Source organism: Paenibacillus sp. FSL H8-0259, assembly GCF_037963255.1.
Lineage (GTDB): Bacteria > Bacillota > Bacilli > Paenibacillales > Paenibacillaceae > Paenibacillus_AQ > Paenibacillus_AQ phytohabitans.
The window spans coordinates 1,380,095-1,400,064 of record NZ_CP150147.1 but is presented as its reverse complement, the minus strand read 5'-3'; the positions used below and the strand labels follow the sequence as shown (position 1 = coordinate 1,400,064).

At 53.2% G+C, this 19,970-nt stretch carries 15 protein-coding genes and 2 pseudogenes; 8 read left to right on the top strand and 9 right to left on the bottom strand.

Annotated elements, in window-relative coordinates; translation table 11 throughout:
- Positions 1–84: 84 nt before the first annotated feature.
- Positions 85–678 (bottom strand): hypothetical protein, encoded by a 594-nt coding sequence (locus tag NSU01_RS05960; protein ID WP_042134094.1) that lies wholly within the window; start codon positions 676–678, stop codon positions 85–87.
- Between the two features lie 315 nt (positions 679–993).
- On the opposite strand from NSU01_RS05960, the gene NSU01_RS05955 reads away from it, so the two are divergent.
- From NSU01_RS05955 to glpX, 3 genes are read left to right on the top strand one after another with little or no spacing between them, the layout of a single operon-like run.
- A complete protein-coding gene (locus NSU01_RS05955) occupies positions 994–1,638 on the top strand; it encodes a helix-turn-helix transcriptional regulator (protein WP_179093394.1) in 645 nt (214 codons plus the stop codon).
- Positions 1,639–1,656: 18 nt separating this feature from the next.
- Complete coding sequence (locus tag NSU01_RS05950; protein ID WP_039302045.1) at positions 1,657–2,457, top strand: pyruvate, water dikinase regulatory protein; 801 nt, start codon at positions 1,657–1,659, stop codon at positions 2,455–2,457.
- A gap of 34 nt (positions 2,458–2,491) precedes the next feature.
- Positions 2,492–3,487 (top strand): class II fructose-bisphosphatase, encoded by a 996-nt coding sequence (gene glpX / locus NSU01_RS05945; protein ID WP_042134091.1) that lies wholly within the window; start codon positions 2,492–2,494, stop codon positions 3,485–3,487.
- A 446-nt stretch (positions 3,488–3,933) separates the two neighbouring features.
- On the opposite strand, the pseudogene NSU01_RS05940 reads toward glpX, so the two are convergent.
- Positions 3,934–4,317 (bottom strand): annotated as a pseudogene (locus NSU01_RS05940) (YsnF/AvaK domain-containing protein); the annotation flags it as partial.
- 300 nt (positions 4,318–4,617) lie between these two features.
- Positions 4,618–5,112, bottom strand: a pseudogene (locus NSU01_RS05935) (general stress protein); the annotation flags it as partial.
- A gap of 373 nt (positions 5,113–5,485) precedes the next feature.
- On the opposite strand from NSU01_RS05935, the gene NSU01_RS05930 reads away from it, so the two are divergent.
- From NSU01_RS05930 to NSU01_RS05915, 4 genes are all read left to right on the top strand, one after another.
- Positions 5,486–5,797 (top strand): (2Fe-2S) ferredoxin domain-containing protein, encoded by a 312-nt coding sequence (locus NSU01_RS05930; protein ID WP_042134087.1) that lies wholly within the window; start codon positions 5,486–5,488, stop codon positions 5,795–5,797.
- Between the two features lie 171 nt (positions 5,798–5,968).
- Entirely contained in the window at positions 5,969–6,814 is an 846-nt protein-coding gene (locus NSU01_RS05925; RefSeq protein WP_042134085.1) for an AraC family transcriptional regulator, read from the top strand.
- A gap of 159 nt (positions 6,815–6,973) precedes the next feature.
- The gene (locus NSU01_RS05920; RefSeq protein ID WP_039302057.1) at positions 6,974–7,963 is read left to right on the top strand and encodes an aldo/keto reductase; all 990 of its coding nucleotides are present in this window, start codon (positions 6,974–6,976) and stop codon (positions 7,961–7,963) included.
- A gap of 155 nt (positions 7,964–8,118) precedes the next feature.
- Positions 8,119–9,027: an aldo/keto reductase gene (locus tag NSU01_RS05915; RefSeq protein ID WP_076242299.1), complete on the top strand. Its 909-nt coding sequence runs from the start codon at positions 8,119–8,121 to the stop codon at positions 9,025–9,027.
- A 119-nt stretch (positions 9,028–9,146) separates the two neighbouring features.
- Here NSU01_RS05915 and NSU01_RS05910 read toward each other — a convergent pair whose 3' ends face one another.
- Both NSU01_RS05910 and NSU01_RS05905 read right to left on the bottom strand, forming a co-directional pair.
- A complete protein-coding gene (locus NSU01_RS05910; RefSeq protein WP_042134081.1) occupies positions 9,147–9,440 on the bottom strand; it encodes a hypothetical protein in 294 nt (97 codons plus the stop codon).
- 313 nt (positions 9,441–9,753) lie between these two features.
- A complete protein-coding gene (locus NSU01_RS05905) occupies positions 9,754–10,488 on the bottom strand; it encodes a ZIP family metal transporter (RefSeq protein WP_081969841.1) in 735 nt (244 codons plus the stop codon).
- Between the two features lie 425 nt (positions 10,489–10,913).
- Here NSU01_RS05905 and NSU01_RS05900 point away from each other — a divergent pair, with 425 nt between their 5' ends.
- Positions 10,914–13,706: an S-layer homology domain-containing protein gene (locus NSU01_RS05900; protein ID WP_076242298.1), complete on the top strand. Its 2,793-nt coding sequence runs from the start codon at positions 10,914–10,916 to the stop codon at positions 13,704–13,706.
- Positions 13,707–13,870: 164 nt separating this feature from the next.
- On the opposite strand, the gene NSU01_RS05895 is transcribed toward NSU01_RS05900, so the two are convergent.
- Genes NSU01_RS05895 through hutU form a run of 4 tightly spaced genes read right to left on the bottom strand, consistent with a single transcriptional unit; the run spans position 13,871 to position 19,565 of the window.
- Positions 13,871–15,187 (bottom strand): amidohydrolase, encoded by a 1,317-nt coding sequence (locus NSU01_RS05895; RefSeq protein WP_076242297.1) that lies wholly within the window; start codon positions 15,185–15,187, stop codon positions 13,871–13,873.
- A gap of 12 nt (positions 15,188–15,199) precedes the next feature.
- Entirely contained in the window at positions 15,200–16,612 is a 1,413-nt protein-coding gene (locus tag NSU01_RS05890) for a Zn-dependent hydrolase (protein ID WP_083705098.1), read from the bottom strand.
- Positions 16,612–17,886, bottom strand: a complete 1,275-nt coding sequence (gene hutI / locus NSU01_RS05885; RefSeq protein ID WP_076242295.1) for an imidazolonepropionase — start codon at positions 17,884–17,886, stop codon at positions 16,612–16,614. Before hutI ends, NSU01_RS05890 begins: the two co-directional genes overlap by 1 nt.
- Positions 17,886–19,565, bottom strand: a complete 1,680-nt coding sequence (gene hutU, locus NSU01_RS05880; protein ID WP_144025946.1) for a urocanate hydratase — start codon at positions 19,563–19,565, stop codon at positions 17,886–17,888. The genes hutI and hutU overlap by 1 nt, the downstream gene beginning before the upstream one ends.
- Between the last annotated feature and the right edge of the window lie 405 nt (positions 19,566–19,970).

The window sequence follows — 19,970 nt, the reverse complement described above, 5'->3', positions numbered from 1 at the left end:
GCAAAAACAGCCTGGACCCTTACAAAGGGCTCCGGGCTGTTCTGTTATTTTCACCCTATAGCTCAAGCGCGCTGGGGGATAACGCTACTCCTCAGAGCTGAAAAACAAATTCAGCGGCAATTCCTCATCGCTCTCAAAACTGTTCGATATCCTGTAGGTAATATACAGCTTCTTCTCACCCTCGCCATATGTCCACGATTCTCGGATAAAGCCTATTGACGGCATGAGCGGAAGCGCCATCCGGTCAATCGTCTGAACCGATTGCTCGACTTTGTCAGCCTCTTCATCATCCGCAGGCTTGTAATGTTCCAGAAAAGCACGCACTAGCTCTCTCGCATCCTCATAACCGCTTTCCGATCTGGGAAAGACCGTCCCAATCCGGTAACCGATAATTGTATCATTTGTAACATCTGCCGTAATCTGCTGGATGAACTCCATTTGATTGACGGTCAGGACATCATCCTGCATGATTGTACCCAAATTCGGATCATATTCCCCCACAGCATCGGTAACCCCCAGAACGGCAAGCCCGTCTTCGAGCGGCTGGTTGAACACAGCCCTGTGCTCTTCCACCTGTGTGAACAATTCTGCGTACTTCGGGGTGTCCTTGCTGCATCCGGCAGATAACAGCGTTAGGATGACTATCCCGCAAATGAGAACGAAGCTTGATTTCCTCAAATGAATACACCTCCTTGCCTGATCAAACCTTACCATACATGTGAGGAAAGAGCATTAAATAAATACCATATATTAGAGAATTTTTCTTTTCCCTTAACGCAAATCTGATTAAGCTACCTATTTTTTCAGAAAATTATTATATATGACGTACTATATATTGCATTTATGATCATTATTGCGTATTATATAAGCAAGTTAGGGGATTTAATTCCAAATAGGACGTCTGAATGAAGAGGGGGAATCGGCGCACGGTGCTCCTTTTCTGCCAAGGGAGTGCCTGTATCTATAACGTAAACCGGAAAGTGGAGGAAAACTGTGATCGAACTGACAACCCGGCAATTGCAAATTATTGAGATTGTGAAAAAAAGAGCGCCGATTACCGGAGACCAAATCGCGGAAAGCCTGGGCCTGAGCCGGCCGACCATCCGGGGGGACTTGTCCATCCTGGTTATGCTCGAATATGTCGATGCGAAGCCGAAGGTCGGTTATTTCCCCGGTACCAAAGCCGCAGCGCGCCATAACAGCCGGGGGCTGCTGCAGGATACCAAGGTTAGCGATATCCAGAGCATCCCGGTCATTATCCGCGAGAATACAACGATTCAGGACGCCGTAGTTACACTGTTTCTTCAGGATGTCGGTACGCTGATCATCTGCGATAGCGACGGCAAGCTGACCGGTGTCGCCTCGCGCAAGGACTTCCTGAAGGTCACGCTCGGTAATCCCGGCGCGGTAACCATGCCTGTGAGCATGGTCATGACCCGCCAGCCCAAGGTAATAACTGTTTCGCCCGATGACACGGTGCTTGACGCCGCGCAGCGCATGATATACCACGAGGTAGACAGTCTGCCGGTAGTTGTTCCCGGCAGCGGGGAAGGGTCCGGCTCAGGTCTGGACGTAGTAGGGCGGCTCACGAAGACTTCCATCGTGAAGCTTCTCCTCGAGCTTGAAGCCAAAGGATAACGGAGGAATCGATAGAGCATGGAGCCATCCACCCATTACATTACGATATGCTCGGATTCTATTGGAGATACGGCGGAAGCTGTCGTGCAGGCCGTCATTCACCAATTTCAGAATCAGCGTGTCACGATCAGAAGATACGGTAATGTCAGACATGAAGATGAACTGCGCAAATTAATGGAAGAGACGGCCCAGCTTCAAGGTTTCGTAGCTTATACCCTGGTCCAGCCGGAGCTGCGGGAGATGATCCGCGAGGAGGCAGTCCGCCTCGATCTGCGGATTGTGGATATTATGGGCCCGATGATGCAGGCCTTCATCGATACCTTCGATGATGCTCCGGAGGCCCGGCCCGGACTGCTGCATCAGCTGGACGAGGAATATTTCAGCCGGATCGAGGCGATTGAATTCACCGTCGCCTGTGATGACGGACGTGATCTCGGGGCCATGCTGAAGGCGGATATTGTTCTGCTCGGCATGTCCCGCACCTCGAAGACACCGCTCAGCATCTTTCTGGCCCACCGCGGCAAGAAGGTGGTGAATTATCCGGTCGTCCCGGAGGTCGGTCCGCCGCAGCAGCTGCTGAGCCTGCCGCCGAACCGGATCATCGGTCTGACCATGAAGCCGGAGTACATGCTGAAGATCCGCTCTGAGCGGCTGAAGATGCTGGGCTTGCCTACCGGCTCGCAGTATGCCAGCCTCGAACGTATTACAGAAGAGATGGAATATGCGGCAACACTGTTCGCCAAGCTGGGCTGCCCGGTCATTGATATTACGGATAAGGCGATTGAAGAAACCGCCGGCATCATTATGGGTTATATCTAATCTAACTATTCTAACTACACTGGAGGGAATCATTATGGAACGCGAATTGGCACTGGAAATTGTACGGGTCACTGAATTGGGTGCTTTATCCTCAGCACGCTGGATTGGCCGGGGCGACAAAAATGCGGCAGATAATGCTGCCACAACCGCAATCCGTTCCATGTTCGATTCTGTCTCCATTGACGGAACCGTGGTGATCGGCGAAGGCGAGATGGATGAGGCGCCGATGCTCTATATCGGAGAACGTGTCGGTAACCGGAACGGCCCTTCCGTCGATGTAGCGGTAGATCCGCTGGAAGGGACCGAGGTCGTCGCCTGCGGACTGCATAATGCACAGTCGGTGATTGCAATTGCTGACAAGGGCAGCCTGCTGCATGCGCCGGATATCTATATGGAGAAGCTGGCCTGCGGACCGGAGCTGGCCGGTAAGCTAAGCCTGGATGATCCGGCCGAAGTAACGCTGCGCAAAGCCGGCATGATCACCGGCAAAGCGCTCTCCGAGCTGACGGTGATGGTACTGGACCGCAAGCGGCATGAAGGCTTAATCAGCATCCTGCGTGAAGCAGGCGTGCGCATCAAGCTGATCAATCACGGCGATGTCGCCGGGGCAATAGCCGCTGCGCTGCCGGACAGCGATGTAGATCTGTACATGGGCTCCGGCGGAGCACCGGAAGGTGTACTCGCCGCCGCCGCACTGCGCTGCCTGGGCGGCGAGCTTCAGGGCAGACTGCTGCCCGAAGGCCCCTTCGAGATGCAGCGCTGCCTGCAGATGGGTCTGGACAATCCGGCACGGGTGCTGTCCATGGAGGATATGGTCGGCACCGGCGATGTCATCTTCGCCGCCACCGGGGTAACCTCCGGCGAGTTCCTCAGCGGCGTCCGCTTCATCGGCAAGGAACGCGCCGAGACCCATTCGGTGATCATGCGGGCGCAGAGCCGCACGATCCGCTACATCCGCAGCATTCATTTCCTGCCGGGCAAGGACATCCCGGAGGTCATTCCGGCCAGAGCCAATGCGGCCTTTATGTAGGCATCAAGGCAGCGGATAACAATTGTATTTCATACAGTTATAACAAGGTATACGCCCAGATTTATTACGCTAAGTGTATTCTGTACAGCTAAAATAGCATGAGGTGAGCCTTTTGAGAGAAACTGGTCAATATAATTGTATAAAGTGCAACTAAAGCACTTCCCGGGCAATTTTCAGTGATTTTAGTTGCAGAAAATACAGTTAAAGCCTCGCCGGATTGGGTCCTCTGCTTCAAGCGGAATTTCATTCTGATCCGAGGATTACCGGTTCAATGAATATACAAAAGGGTTTCCGTGAAGTCCGGCTGGACTTCGCGGAAACCCTTTTATTTTTCTCGCTGAAACAGCTCCATGATTAAAGTGACGGCAAGGCCGTTCCCACTAGCTTTAGCCTTAATGACAAATCCCGTCATCTAGCCTGTCAGAATGTTATAACGTCCCTGCTATTTAACGGCTGCGGCTGTGGTCTCTCAGCAGCTCGTCACTGCCGTCCACCTTCACTTCTCCGCTCTTGTCGACCCGTGCTTCCTCGCGTCTGACCGTATCCTGTACCTGCTCGGTTCCCTGAACCTCACGTTTGTGAATTTCGACTTCACCGGTAACGACCGTATTCTTACGGACCTCCACCTGCTCCTCGCTCACCGGGATTCGGATCGTTTCATCCGCGCCAACCGGCTCTGCTGTTGTGTCATTATTGACGGCACGCCGCTCAATAACAATCTCTTCATGGGTAACAGGGACATTGATCGTTTTCTGCTCTTCGATGATTTCCTTGTGTACGTTGACCTCACCGGTCTGCACCTTGTTCTTGGATACGTCCAGCTGTTCTTCACGCAAATGCAGCCTGCGGTCTTCATCCGGATCATTGAACCCGCCAGTTCGTGTACTATCCAGCGCCCTGTCTATGCCATTCGGCGTACCGGAATATACATCTCCCGTCATTCCCCGCCGGTTCACATCATCCAGTGCTCTTGTCCCCGGGAGATCATGCTCCGTTGCCGAATTCATCGTATCCAGCCCTGTATCGTCCCTGCCTTCAAGACCCGAGCCGTTGAACGCGGCATCCACGGTATCTGTTACCGAATGACGTGCGGTATCCGCAGCATCGCCGGTTGTATTAGGATCATCCATATAACGGTCTGCGTTCGCTGAATTATGGTTGCGGAAAATGGAGTATACATCACTTTCCCGCGTGTTATCTGCATCAACCATGACCAAAATGCGTCCTTCATCCACATAGTTGTCGTAACTCTCCGCTTCATCCTCCGGAATACCCAGCCCGATCAGACCGCCCACAAGCCCGCCTGTTCCTGCACCTACGGCTACTCCCGTCAATGTCGCGGCAATTGGTCCCGCAGCAATAATCGGCCCGATCCCCGGTATCGCCAGCGCGCCGATGCCTGCCAGCAGCCCGGTGACACCGCCGAGTATACCGCCTGTTGCTGCACCGGATGCCATGCCTTCAGGCGCCTTGGTTCCTGTCTCATCACTGATCGCTTCAACATCCCGTTTATTTCTCGCTATCACTGAGATATCCTCTGTCAGAAACCCGTGACTCTTCAAGTCTTCAATGGCCCGTGAAGCTTCATGCTCGGTATAGAATACACCTACAATTTTCTTGTTCATAACGATTCCCTCCTGGTAGCTTATTTTGTGAATAAGGATTGGTCTCACTTTAACTTTCACATCCCTTACTTAACCAAACAGGCATCCGCGAAACTGATATTTTATAAACTTGTAAACGTAACCTCAAAATTATTTATGAAACAGGAAATAATCCGGGAAATAATTTCCAAGCGGATTTCCTCCTGCATTCCGGACACATTTTACTCATATTCCCCGTTTCGGAGTCAGCATAGATAACACTTAATTATCCGCCTCATGGCATTTATTAAGCCTTTTAGAACAATGGTCTCAACCGCATTACAGCACCGCCAAAAGAGGCTATACTCCTCATAAGACAGGTCAGCCACTCAGATATCTTATAGGGGGAACCGCGATGAATATGCGTTTGAAGGTGCTCAAGAAACATTTACTTTTCTGCTGCAGCGAACACTGCAATAACCAGGATGTTGAAGAGGTCATGCAGGAATTCAAAGAGCAGATGGTGGAACACGGGATTAACAAAACGGTCAAAATCAACAAAACCAGCTGTCTCGGCCTATGCGGCAACGGGCCTTTTGTCATCGTGTATCCTGACGGAATCTGGTACTACAATGTAACCACCGATGATGTGGCGCGCATTGTGGAGGAGCATCTGGTGAACGGGGTGCCCGTGGAAGAGCTCGTTATGCTCAAAATGGAAGCCTGACCCTGCCAAAACTCCGGCATCTGTGTTATGAAATATGTACGTATGGTCCCTCTCCCCTTCAGCGGAGCCGGGACTTTTTGCGGTTGATCTGCCTTGGGGAAACTGATGTATAATGGGGAATATACACTTTTTAGGCAAAGAACACTCCCTATACAGGAAAGAGGCTGAAGCATGGCCATATTCAAATATAATTCCCATCGTCCACACCGAACCAGTCCCGATCTCCATCTCCATTATTGGGGACAGGAGCAATGCGCACCCGGCCATTCCGTCGGACCCGGTGTCCGTGATTTGTACAAAATCCACTTCATTCACGAAGGCACCGGCAAAGTCGTTGTCGGGGAAGCGAGCCACACGCTGGGGGCAGGACAAGCCTTCCTCACCTATCCCCATGTTGTGACGCATTATGCCGCAGACCAGGACAGTCCCTGGACCTATTCATGGATTGCTTTTACCGGAGAAGAAGCCGGATATCTGTTGTCGCGGACTTCGCTGTCGCCCGAGCAGCCGGTGTTCCCGATGGATCAAGAGCTGATGCCCTCTCTATTCGAGAGGCTGTCTGAAGCCGCCGATTGCCAGGATGTGCTGGATCTGCCGCTCAAGGTAATCCTCTATGAGTTCTTATCCCTGCTGCTGCGCACGGTTCCGGCCACTGCAAACCTGGTGATTCCGCGTCAAAAGAGTGTCTATGTCGAGCAATGCCTCCACTACCTGCATGCCCATTATTGTGAGAATGTCACCGTGGAGAGCATGTCCGCTTCTCTGAAGCTGGACCGCAAGTACCTCTCCACATTGTTCAAACGGACGATCGGTCTGCCGCCGCAGCAGTATCTGCTTAATTTCCGGATTGCCAAGGCCTGCGAGTTGCTGACCGAGACCAGCTGTACCATCGGCGAGATCTCGCATTCTGTCGGGTATCAGGACGCACTGCTCTTTTCCCGTATGTTCAAAAAGGTTAAAGGCTGCTCCCCCAAAGAATACCGCATCCGCCACACCGATACTGACATTGTTCTATAAACATCATCCATGCTGACATACGATTATCCGCACGGATTCGGTACAATAAGAACGTGGCCCGGCCGGAGAAGCAAACGCTAACATTCCCCGGATAGGGAGCGCCAGTTTGTACACATTAATCACAGAACACACTAACCAACAAATTGTAGGAGGAATAATATGTATATCGCTAGTCCTGAACGCTATGACACTATGAAATATAACCGCACCGGCCGCAGCGGCCTGCTGCTCCCGGCGATTTCGCTTGGACTCTGGCATAATTTCGGCGGCAACGATGTGTTCGAGAACGGCCGGGCCATGGTCCGCCGCGCTTTCGACCTGGGGATTACCCACTTCGATCTCGCCAATAACTACGGTCCGCCCGCAGGCTCCGCCGAAGAGAGCTTCGGACAGATTCTGAAGAAGGATCTCGCCGCGTACCGCGATGAGCTGATCATCTCCAGCAAAGCCGGCTACTATATGTGGCCCGGCCCGTACGGCGAATGGGGCTCCAAGAAGAATCTCGTATCCAGTCTGGATCAGAGCCTGAAGCGGCTGGGCCTGGATTATGTGGATATCTACTACCACCATCGTCCAGATCCGAATACACCGCTCGAAGAAACCATGTCTGCACTGGATCTGCTAGTACGCCAGGGCAAAGCGCTGTATGTCGGTATTTCGAACTACAAGCCTGAAGAAGCGCGTGAAGCCGCGCAGATTCTCCGCCGTCTCGGCACTCCCTGCCTGATTCATCAGCCGAACTATTCAATGATGTCACGCTGGATCGAAGACGGGCTGCAGGATGTGCTGGCTGAAGAAGGCATCGGCACTATCGCTTTCTCTCCGCTGCAAAAGGGTATCCTGACCGACCGTTACCTGAAAGGCATTACCGCAGATTCCCGTGCAGCCGGACCAAGCGTGTTCCTCTCCGAGAAGGAAATCACGGCCGAGGTGATCGCCAAGGTAAGCAAGCTGAACGATATTGCCGCTGCCCGCGGACAGAAGATGTCCCAGCTCGCCTTATCCTGGGTACTCCGCGGCGGCAAAGTGACCTCCGCGCTGATCGGCGCGAGCAAAGTCAGCCAGATCGAAGATGCTGTAGCTTCCCTGAATGCGCCTGAGCTGAGTGCAGAAGAGCTGGAGCAGATCGAGAACATTCTGCGCGGATAATCCGGCGCCTGAAAGGCTGATAGACAACATCTATTCTTACTTATAACGGCAATCCTGCCCGCCCGGCTGACAGCCAGCGGCGGCGGGATTGCCGTTTTGGCGTATCAGGATGATATAATAGACACAATTACAGTAACGAAAGGACGTCAGGTCAGATGAACACTAACCGTTTGGGACAATCTGATTTATATGTAAGCGCCATGGGCCTCGGCTGTATGACGCTGGGGACGGATGAGGTGAAGGCCGCTGCTATTATTCACGAAGCGCTTGATCACGGAATCAATTTCCTGGATACCGCCGATCTCTACGATGAAGGCCGCAATGAGGAAATCGTCGGCCAGGCGATCCGGCACCGCCGTGCAGATGTAATTCTGGCCACCAAAGTGGGCAACCGCAGAATTCCCGGCCAAGAGGGCTGGAGCTGGGATGCTTCCAAAAGCTATATCCGCTCGGCTGTGAAAGAGAGTCTGCGCAGGCTGCAGACTGATTATATCGATCTGTATCAGCTGCACGGGGGAACGCTGGAAGATGAGATTGACGAGACTATCGAAGCTTTTGAAGAGCTGAAGCAGGAAGGGGTAATCCGTCATTACGGGATTTCCTCCATCCGGCCGAATGTCATCCGGGAATATGTGCAGCGCTCGGGAATAGTCAGTGTGATGAGCCAGTACAGCATTCTCGACAGACGCCCGGAGGAGAGCATCCTTCCGCTGCTGGCCCGGGAGGGTATCAGCCTGATTGCGCGGGGACCGCTGGCCAGCGGCATCCTGACAGAACATGGCCGCAGCAAGGCGGAGCGGGCATATCTGGACTATACTGCTGCGGAGCTGTCAGAGCTGCACGGCCAGCTGATGCAGCAGACTACCCTCACCCGTACCTTGACGCAGACAGCGCTGCAGTATCCGCTGGCTGATCCTGCCGTTGCCGCAATTATTCCGGGGGCGAGCAGCCTTGCACAGCTGCGGCAGAATATTGCATCCGCTACCTCACCGCCACTCTCTGCCCTTGAGCTAGAGACTGTCCGTAAGGTGAGCAAGGCAGGACGGTATACACTGCACTTGTAGAGTTGAATGATTCCAAAGCGAAAGAAGCTGCCTTTGAAGCTGCAGGAAATCTGCAGTCATTGGACAGCTTCTTTTTCATACCTCCGGGGAACAAGTTTGAATTACAGCGATAAATCCGGTTAACCGTGCTTTCTCTTCTTAACGATCCATATAATCACCGAAGCTGCAAATACCAGGGCAGTAATGAGCCATGTCAGCAAAAAGGCCATACCCAGCCCAATATTCGCATCGAGCGCGTCTCTTCTGCTCTCCAGCACCAGCATCACCGCGAGCGGCGCCCCGCTGGCAATCAGCAGAACCGTCATACTGTAACGGGCAAAGTTCGTCCGTTTGTGAATGGCAGCATACAAGCTTATGAAACCAGCAACCAGAAGTACAAATGTCAGTAAAGCTTCCCAGGTTAGTCTGTCCATCAAATCACACCTTCCATCTTCAAGCTAGCGCTCTATGAATCGCTGGGATAACAGCCAGTATAGCTGCTTTGGGAAGCAGACGCAAATCGTGTCTCGCTTCCAGTTCAATACAAAAAACCGCCTGGTGTCTACACCATAGGCGGTCTTAATATTGAGATCAATGAAACTATAGTTTGGAGATCAATTGTACCGCTTCAGCCCGCGTAGCCTTCTGCAGCGGATTAAATTTGTTGCCGCCTTGTCCCAGGATCAGCCCAAGCTTCCGGGCAGCGCTGGCATACGGCCGCGCCCAGGCAGTGATGGAACAAATCCGTCATCCGCCAAAAAACGTTGTAATATACACCATCGCCAGCAATCCAAATATAAACGAATAAGTCGAAGGCCGCTCATATCCATGGCCGTGGCTCTCCGGGATCAGCTCCTTATAGACAATGAAGAGCATCGCTCCGGCTGCGAAGGCCAGCCCGTAACCAACTACATTCTGCACATAGCTGGCTGTAAAATAACCGATGACCGCCGACACCATCTCCATGAGGCCGGTCAGGGCGGCAATAGTCAATGCCTTGCGCCGGGTCGCACGGGCATTCATCAGAAATATTGCCAGGATCAGGCCTTCCGGCATATTCTGGGCACCGATCGCAATAGCTACCATGGGCCCCAGGCTCGCCTGCTCACTGGCATAGCTGAAGCCGGTACTCAGACCCTCGGGAATATTATGAATGAACAGCGCGATCATCACGAGCAGCGCTTTGGAATCCAGATTGCTGAGACCGGGCTTGTTCTCCACATCAATATGCGGAATATGGCTCTCGATCAGATCAAGCAGAAGCACCCCGGTAATCAGACCCAGAGTAAGAGCGATGATTCCCGACTCTTTGATCGCCTGCGGCATCAGTCCGAAGGTGGTCGCGGACACCATAATTCCGGCGGTAAAGGCAACCAGCACATCCTTCCACAGCTCAGACAGCCGCTTCACGAACAGGATGGGAATCACGCCAAGAACCGTAGCCATTGCAGATAAAAAGCTGCCTAGAAACGCACTCGCCAAGTCTTCAACCCCTTTTGTGGACAGGACTTATAGACAAGCTTATGCTTCCGGCAGCCTTAAATATAACCAGAATTTCACTATTACGTATTATCCCGGTTTACAAAAACATTTACATAATAACGCAATTAATTAAATCAAATATCCTATTTTTATACAAAATACTACTTTTTACTCCAAAAAAACTAATATTTCATAGACATTCTTCGTCATTCAATAGTAGTATTTAACATTCAAAGGAGGTTCCTTTACATAACATTTACCTTTCCTAATTAGACTTTAATGAAAGCTGGTGTCAAGAATTGAAGAGTAAAAACAGGCTACGCCGAAACACGCTTATTATATTGCTATGTATTTGTATGAATCTCATGTCTTTGGGCCAATCATTCGCTGCTTCCAGTGCTCATGATACTTCCGGAGCTACCGTTGTGGGCAAAGACGCAGCCGGCCATTGGGCGGAGGGTGTCCTTACGGAATGGCAGCAGCAAGGATTGCTTACCGGCTATCAGGATGGATCTCTTCAGCCTGACCACCAAATTACCCGTGCCGAATTCACAGCATTGATCAACAAATCCTTTGGTTATACGAATACAGCAGCAATCACCTATGCGGATGTCAAATCATCCAGCTGGTTCTATACGGATATTACCAAAGCTGCTGCTGCAGGATACATAATGGGATACCCGGATCAGACCTTCAGACCCAATCAGTCACTTTCCCGTGAAGAAATGGCGGTCATTGTAAGTTCTGTCCTTAAGCTGAACGCAGTGGATATGGCCGCTTCATTTACGGATACGGCTGCAGGCCATGAGTGGAGCAAGAAGCAGATTAACGCCATTGCTGCAGCAGGCCTTATGAACGGTTATGGTCAAAAATTCAGACCGCTCGCTACGGCTACCCGGGCAGAAGCTGTCAGTGTGCTGGACCGGGCCTTGAAACTCCAAACGTCCTCTTCCGCTAATACAATCGTTTACGATAAAGCAGGTAACTATGGACCTGAGACAGGCGTTGTCACAGTCAACGGCTCTGTGTATATTGAAGCGTCCGAAGTTGTGCTGAGCAATACCATCATCACAGGTGATCTGGTGATCAGCGAAGCAGTAGGCAAAGGTGATGTGACCCTAAAGAATGTCACGGTTAAGGGTACCACTACCATTGCAGGCGGCGGAAAGAACAGTATCCATGTAGTGGATTCAGTGCTTGTAACCGTCATTGTCAATAAGAAGGACGGCAGTATCCGAATTGTCACCGAAGGTACCAGCTCGGTTGAACAGATTACTCTGCAGTCAGGTGCACTGCTTGAAGAAGGCAGCGGAACCGGCAGCGGCTTCGGTAATATCGATCTCTCCGCAGCTATTCCGGCGAGTGCAGAAGTAGCTTTGGCCGGAACCTTTGAGACGGTAGATATATTCGCTACCGCTATTAAGGTCAACCTGACCTCGGGCTCCATCGGGCAGCTCACGCTTGCTCCAGGTGCCGCAAATACAAGAATTGATATCGCTAGCGGAGCAAGTATCAATACGCTGATTCTAAATGCTGTTGCCTCAGTAACCGGAAAAGGCTCCATTGGCACTGCCTTGATTAATGCCAGCGGCTCGACCATCGCCCAGACTCCGGGACATGTGAGCTACGGCAATAATGCTTCAGCTGTTGTTGGCGCTCCGGTAGTGTCCGGAAACAGCAGCAATTCACACGCAGTAACCGAGGTGGTCTACGGATTCGAAGGTTATATCTCGGATGTGGACAATCACCCGGTAGCAGATATGACTATCCATTTCCGTAAAGGTCTTGCAGCGACAACCGGAACCATTGCCGCCAGTGTGATTACGGATGCGGAAGGCAAGTATTTTGCCAATCTGGCTCCCGGCATCTATACCGGAGAGTTATCAAAAGCAGGATATATTACTACTTACGTGATTGGCGCTTCGTTGACGACCCATAAGAACACTGAACAGAATGCTACAGCTATAAAAATTCCGGCTGCCGACGAAATCCGGATTGTTCTCACCTGGGGCGAGTATCCGTATGATGAAGATTCGCATCTGATTGGGCCTGCACCTGGCAACCAATCCTTCCATACCTGGTACGGTGACAGAGAATTCTCCAATAATGATGTAGTGTATGCCGATCTGGATCATGATGATACCTCTTCATACGGTCCGGAGACTACTACCATCCGCAAACGTGTCGACGGCAAATATACGTTCTACGTCCACAACTTTAGCGGAAACGGAGCAGATCATACGCAAACCTTAGCTGCTTCCGGAGCCAAAGTAGAAATCTACAACGGCAGCAACGCAACACCGGTAAAAACTTACCATATCCCTGTTGCAGACAGCACCGATGAATACTGGCATGTGTTTGATATGAATGTTGCAGGCAGTGAGCTGAGCTTCACAGACACGAACATGTTGACAGTGAATCCCCCTTATGTTGAGGTTGATGTGAGTCCTACGCCTAATACCTACAACCTTTCTGTGGAGAATCATGTCGGTACCAACGACATTGTAAATGTTTATGGACTTGAGCCAGGTGATGTGATCTCTGTGTACTCAGAAGAGGGTGGAACAGCTGAACCATTGCAGACTGCAACAGTGTATGGTGAATCAACCAGTATTAGAATGACAGGACTTGATTTCGGAAAAGAGTATACCACTATCTATATTTCCCTGAAAAAGCCGAATCGTACTGAAAGCTATGCGATTCCTATCCCGGTGCTCTCCGAAGCATCTTATGCAGAACTGGCTACAACCATCGCCGGCAACTTCAAGGACCGGGTACTTCCCGGCACAATGACTGTTGGCCAAACGGTCTATATGGCTGATCCAGCGTTCGAGTGGCCTAGAGATTTTGATGTTAGAATTATGGATTTTCAAGCTCCATCTACCGTTACTGATGATGTATATCTACTTAGAGACTATTATTTATGGTACATGGATTATAACGGAACTGCAGAGCCGGTGAAATATAGTATTACGTTGGAGTTGAAACTCGACAGTTCTGCAGTTACCAAAGAAATCTTCATTACAGTTCCAAGCGTATTCACTGCGCTGCCTGAAACCATTGCCTATGCACGAACTCTGAATGACGATCGCCTTGCCGATCCTCTAACTGCCGCAGAAGTAGTTGTAAGCAATCCTGAAGCAACGGCCGAGCAATACATTCAGGCAATAAAAGATCTACATTGGATTTTCAGTTTAATTGCTAACGAAGAAAAATAGATCACGCAGCAGCCCAATTTAACATGTATGTTAAATTATATTTCCACACCAAATAGCCAGGCTTTCTATAGCCTGGCTATTTGGCATTCATTTGTCCAATTGCCTGACATCAATCTGACTACCTCGACTCCACCGTTCTATCATTAATCTATCCATTCCTCCCTCTACTTCGCCCACTTCTCAAACAACCGGTCTACCCGTCCTCCGATGGCTGCCTCGGATACTGCCTTGATCTTTCCTTGTTCAAAAACCACCTTCCCGCCAACGACTACTGTCCGGATCGCTCCCGGCTGCATGGCATAGACCATGTTCGCGAACAATTCCCGCTTCGGAGCCAGCGACAGATCCTGAAGGTCGAGCGCCGCGAAGTCGGCGTGCTGCCCGGTTTCGAGCGAACCCACCGGCAGCTGCAGAATCTCCCCGGCACTCCGGGTGCCCATCCGGTACACCTGTCCGGCGGTGATGCAGGTACCGTCCAGCCGGCTGACCTTCTGCAGAAGCGCACACATGCGCATCTCCTCATACACGCTGATCCGGTTATTGCTGCAGCCTCCGTCAGTCCCGAGTGTCACTCTGACGCCTGCCTTCAGCAGGTCGGGAATGCGGGTCACCCCGTCAGCCAGAAACATATTACTGGACGGACAGTATGCCAGCGACCCGCGTCTTGCGCCAATCAGTTCAATCTCAGAATCCTCCACCCAGACCAGATGAACCGCAATCATCCGCTCATCGAGAACGCCCAGGGAATCCAGATAATGCACAGGCCGCAGGCCATAGTCACGCTGGATCTCTTCTACCTCGAACATTTCTTCTGCCACATGGATGTGAAAAGGTGTATCCAGCTCCATGGCCAGCTTATGCCCGGCCTTAATCATCTCCGGTGAAGCCGCATGCGGGCTATGCGGAGCCGGATGTACTGTAACCATGGGATTGCCCTGATACTTCTTGGCTAATGACCTCGTCCGCTCTACAGCCTCCGGAACCGTCTCCCGGTAATCCAGCGGTGCCCCGGTCCAGTCATACATCGTGCGGGCAAATACAAGCCGGATTCCCAGATCACCCGCGGCCCGGATCACAGCTTCATCGTAGACAGTTCCGCCGTTATGCACATAGAAGAAATCACAGACGGTCGTGATTCCGTAGCGCAGCATCTCTCCGAAGGCAAGCAGCGCGCCGGTATAGATGGCCTCTTCATCGAGAAGCGGTGTGTACTTGTACAGGGCCTGATCCCGCCAATCCAGAAACGGCTTATCAATCGCGATCCCGCGCAGCAGACTCTGGAAGGAGTGATTATGTGAATTGACGGTACCGGGAACGATAGCTCTGTTCTCCCAGTGGATGTGCCTGGCATCGGGATAGCGGCCCAGCAGCTCTTCACGTTCTCCCACATCCGTAATTATCCCGTTCTCCACCAGCAGAGCGCCATTCTTCTTGAATTCGTCCTGCGTGTACAGAACATCTGCAGAATATATTTCGCGCATGGTTTGGTCCTCCTAACGGCTTAGTTGCTCATCGAGTGCCAGAATAGACTGCAGCAGGACATTGCCCGCCTTCTCAATATCCGCTATCCGGCTCTCTTCCTCCGGGCAATGGCTTTTGCCGCCCAGACTCGGTACGAAGAGCATTCCCGCGCAGGTCAGCGAAGCCATATGCGTAGCATCATGACCAGCCATGCTGCCCAGCTGCAGAACCGGAATCCCCAGCGCTTCTGCCTGCGCAGCACTCACATCAATGACCCGTGCATCCATTGGCTGCGGCGCCTGATCCAGAATCAGCCGCCGCTCCAGCCGGAGGGCTCTGCTTCGGGCAATCCCCTCAGCCTGCTGGCTCCAGTCCCCTATCATCTCCTGAATCTGCTGGCGGTCCGCTCCCCTGGCCTCCAGGTGGAAGAGTACCTTCTCCGGAATAATATTGGCGGCATTCGGTTCATTGCTGATCCGCCCGATCGTGCCCACGGCTTCATCCGCCGGCTGCTTCCGGCAGACCGCTTCGAACGCCAGCATCATCTCGGAAGCGCCCATCAGCGCATCCTTCCGGTCCTGCATCAAGGTGGTACCGGCATGATTCGCTTCTCCTGTGACGGTAATCTCCTCGCGGTAAATTCCCGTGATGGCGGTGACGATTCCCACTGGAATGCCCCGGTCCAGCAGCCGCTTACCTTGCTCAATATGGACTTCGAGAAAAGCCGCAAGCGCCTCGGGGTCCCTCCGGCATTGTTCGAAATGCTCAGGATCTCCGCCTGCCCGCCGCAGCGCCTCCGTCAGCAGCTGCCCCTGATCATTGCGCACTCCGGCAAGATCACCCCGGCTGAGCTTGCCCGCTACCGCCCGGCTGCCAAACGTGGAGAGTCCGAACGGATTAGGTTCTTCCGCGCTGAAGGAGACCAGCTCCAGCGGATGCCGGGTGCTGATCTTGTTCTCTTCCATTACATTCATGACCTCCAGAGCCAGCAGAACCCCAAGCGCACCGTCATATTTCCCGCCGTTTGGAACCGTATCGATGTGGGAGCCAAATGCGATCACCGGAAGGCTCTCCCGTGCTCTGCCGGAAGCACAGGAACCGCCGGCAGCTGCGGAATTTCCTGACGGATCTGAAATCCTCTGCCCATCGGGAACTCCTGAAACCTCTAAGTCTTCCGGAGCCTCTGGACACTCCATAACATCCGAATCTCCGGATATAGTCCCCTGTCCCGTTCCCCTCCGGGTGGCCCAGATATTCGCCGCTTCATCTACCCTGACCCTAAGCTGCAGATCCAGCAGCTTACTCTTGAGCCACTGCCGTGCTGCCAGTTCGGCCTCAGTGAAGGTCGTCCGGTCCAGGCCTCCGGTCTGCACATTCAGGCCGAACTTGGCCAGCTCCCGGATGTTATTTTGCAGACGTTCCGCATTAATCCGCAAGGATCTCATCACCATACCCTCCGTCCGTTCTGAATGACTGCCTCACCCTTCTTGAACACGGTATCCACCAGATTCACTGCGTAATGGTACTGGAGGTAGAGAACATTCGGCGCATCGAACATTACCAGATCTGCCTGTTTGCCAACCTCAATGCTGCCGATCACATCCGCACGGCAGATCGCATGTGCCGCGTTGATTGTACAGGCCGTCAGCACCTCCGCCGGAGTCATGCCCATCGTCAGGCAGGCCAGATTCATAATAAACGGCTGCGATTCCGTCGGGGAGGAGCCGGGATTGCGGTCGGTCGACAGCGCAACAGGCACACCGGCATTAATCATCGCCCGCGCATCCGCAGGCTTCGCCATCAGGAAAAAGGCTGTACCCGGAAGCAATACGGCGATTACTCCGCTCTCCGCCATCGCCTGTATGCCAGCTTCGGAAGCATGCAGCAGATGATCCGCTGTCACTGCCCCCAGCTCGGCGGCCAGCTCCGCCCCTCCGCAGGAGACAATCTCATCGGCATGGAGCTTGGGCTTCAGCCCCCAGCTCCGGCCCGCCTCCAGAATGTCCCTGGACTGCTCCACCGTGAATACTCCCTCTTCGCAGAACACATCACAGAACTCCGCCAGCCCCTCCCGGGCCACAGCCGGAATCATCTCTTCAATGACACTGCGGACATATCCATCCGCATCGCCGCGATATTCCACCGGCACGGCATGGGCGCCCATGAATGTGGACACCACATCCACCGGATGGGAAGCACCCAGTCTGCGGGCTGCGCGCAGCTGCTTCAGCTCATCCTCCAGCCGCAATCCGTATCCGCTCTTGGCTTCGATGGTCGTTACTCCATGCGCCAGGAAACGGTCCAGCCGCTTCACGGTTTCGGCGATCAGCTGCTCCTCCGTAGCTTCCCGGGTCCGTTCGGTGGAATACAGAATTCCACCTCCGGCATTTAGAATGTCCATATATTTAGCGCCCTGCAGCCGCAGATTCAGCTCAAACTCCCGGGAGCCGGCAAAAACGGCATGGGTATGGGGATCGACCAGCCCCGGCGTGACGGTCTTCCCTTCAGCTGAGAACACCGTCACCTGCTTATCTCCGGCATGCTGCTCCACATAGCTGCGCGCATCCTCATCACTGCCGACGAAGGTGAAGATACCGTCTTCAATCACGATCCCCCCGTGCCCGATTAGCCCAAGCTCCTCCATGTCCTTGCCCGTCTTCGGCTTACTACTGGCACCGCCAAGCGTCGCGATTTGCGCAGCGTTCTGAATATAGATCATCACTTGACTCCTTTCGGGTCAATCAGCATGGGCATCACAATGCCTTGAGCCTTGGCTGTCTCCACAGCCAGGGGATACCCCGCATCCGCATGGCGGACTACGCCCATCCCCGGATCTGAGGTCAGCACCCGTTCAAGCCGTGCTTCCGCTTCCTTCGTTCCATCCGCCACCACGACCATTCCGGCATGCTGCGAATAGCCCATGCCGACGCCTCCGCCGTGGTGCAGCGATACCCAGCTGGCACCGGCAGCGGTATTGACCAGCGCATTCAGCAGCGGCCAATCCGATACCGCATCACTGCCGTCACGCATCGCTTCCGTCTCCCGGTTGGGGGAAGCGACAGAGCCTGCGTCGAGATGATCCCTGCCGATAACAATCGGCGCAGACAGCTCTCCGGCTGCCACCATATCATTGATAATCCGCCCGAACTTCGCCCGTTCACCGTAGCCGAGCCAGCAAATCCGTGCAGGCAGCCCCTGAAAGGAGATCTTCTCCTGCGCCAGAGTAATCCAGCGCTGCAGCCCTTCGTTATCCGGGAATGCCTTCAGAATAGCCGCATCCGTCTTATAGATATCTTCAGGATCGCCCGACAGGGCGACCCAGCGGAACGGTCCTTTGCCTTCGCAGAATTGCGGGCGGATGTAGGCCGGGACGAAGCCCGGGAAGTCAAAAGCCTGCTTCACGCCTTCATCATAGGCGACCTGGCGGATATTATTGCCGTAGTCGAAGGTAACCGCCCCCCTCCGCTTAAGCTCCAGCATCGCTTCGACGTGGCGGGCGATACTCTTTCGCGCCAATTGTATATATCCCTGCGGGTCCTCAATTCTTAGCTGCTTAGCCGTATCCACCGTGAAGCCTTCCGGCACATAGCCGTTCAGCGGATCATGGGCCGAGGTCTGGTCGGTCAGAATATCCGGGACATAGCCCCGGGATATCATCACCGGCAGTACTTCTGCCGCATTGCCGAGCAGGCCCACCGAAAGCGCCCGCCCGGTGTCCCGGGCTGCTTCAGCCAGCGACAGCGCCTCATCCAGCGTTTCGGCCAGCACATCGCAGTAGCGGGACTGGATTCTTTTCTCAATCCGCATCCGGTCTACATCGATGCCGATGAATACCCCGCCGTTCATGGTGACGGCCAGCGGCTGCGCGCCTCCCATGCCGCCGAGTCCCGCGCTAAGCGTGATCGTCCCCCGAAGTGAACCGCCGAAATGCTGCCTCGCACACTCCGCGAACGTCTCATATGTCCCCTGCACAATCCCCTGTGTGCCGATATAAATCCAGCTGCCCGCCGTCATCTGCCCGTACATCATCAGCCCTTTCTGGTCCAGCTCATGGAAGGTACTCCAGTTGGCCCAGGCCGGCACCAGATTGGAATTGGCCAGCAGCACACGCGGGGCATCACGATGGGTGCGGAAGACAGTAACCGGCTTGCCGGACTGTATCAGCAGAGTTTCGTTGTCCTCGAGCATCTTAAGGGAGCGCACAATAGCATCATAGCTCTCCCAGTTGCGCGCGGCCTTGCCGATCCCACCATAGACAACCAATTGCTCCGGGTGCTCTGCCACCTCGGGATCGAGATTATTCATCAGCATACGCAGAGCCGCTTCCTGCACCCAGCCCTTGGTGTTCAGCACGCTGCCTCTTGGCGCGCGGCAGACTCTTGGTTCGTCCATACTCATATTCTTAACTCCCCTTCCTCCATTGAACATGCTGATCATGCCGGGAATCCTGTGACTGCTTAAGCTGCAGATAACTCCCCTTCCAGCGGGAAACTTTCATACGTGGTTGAATGCAGCGTTATCCCGCAAGGTAGCGAATTACATTTTCGATTAAAAATCCTGCACAAAATACAATATTCCCTTCATCAAATCGGCCGTAACCGGAAATTGTTGTAGAAAATACAGCATTCCGCCTCCTCCAGCCGGCTTAGCGGAAGAATTGTTGTATCCCATACAACAATCCCCCTGAACACCCGGGTATCCAGGTATCAAAATTGCAAAATTTACAACAATTATGCCAATAGCGGCTGAACTAAAGTTCTCAGCCGGCTTCCAGACATGAACTCCGAGCAAACTGTTACATTA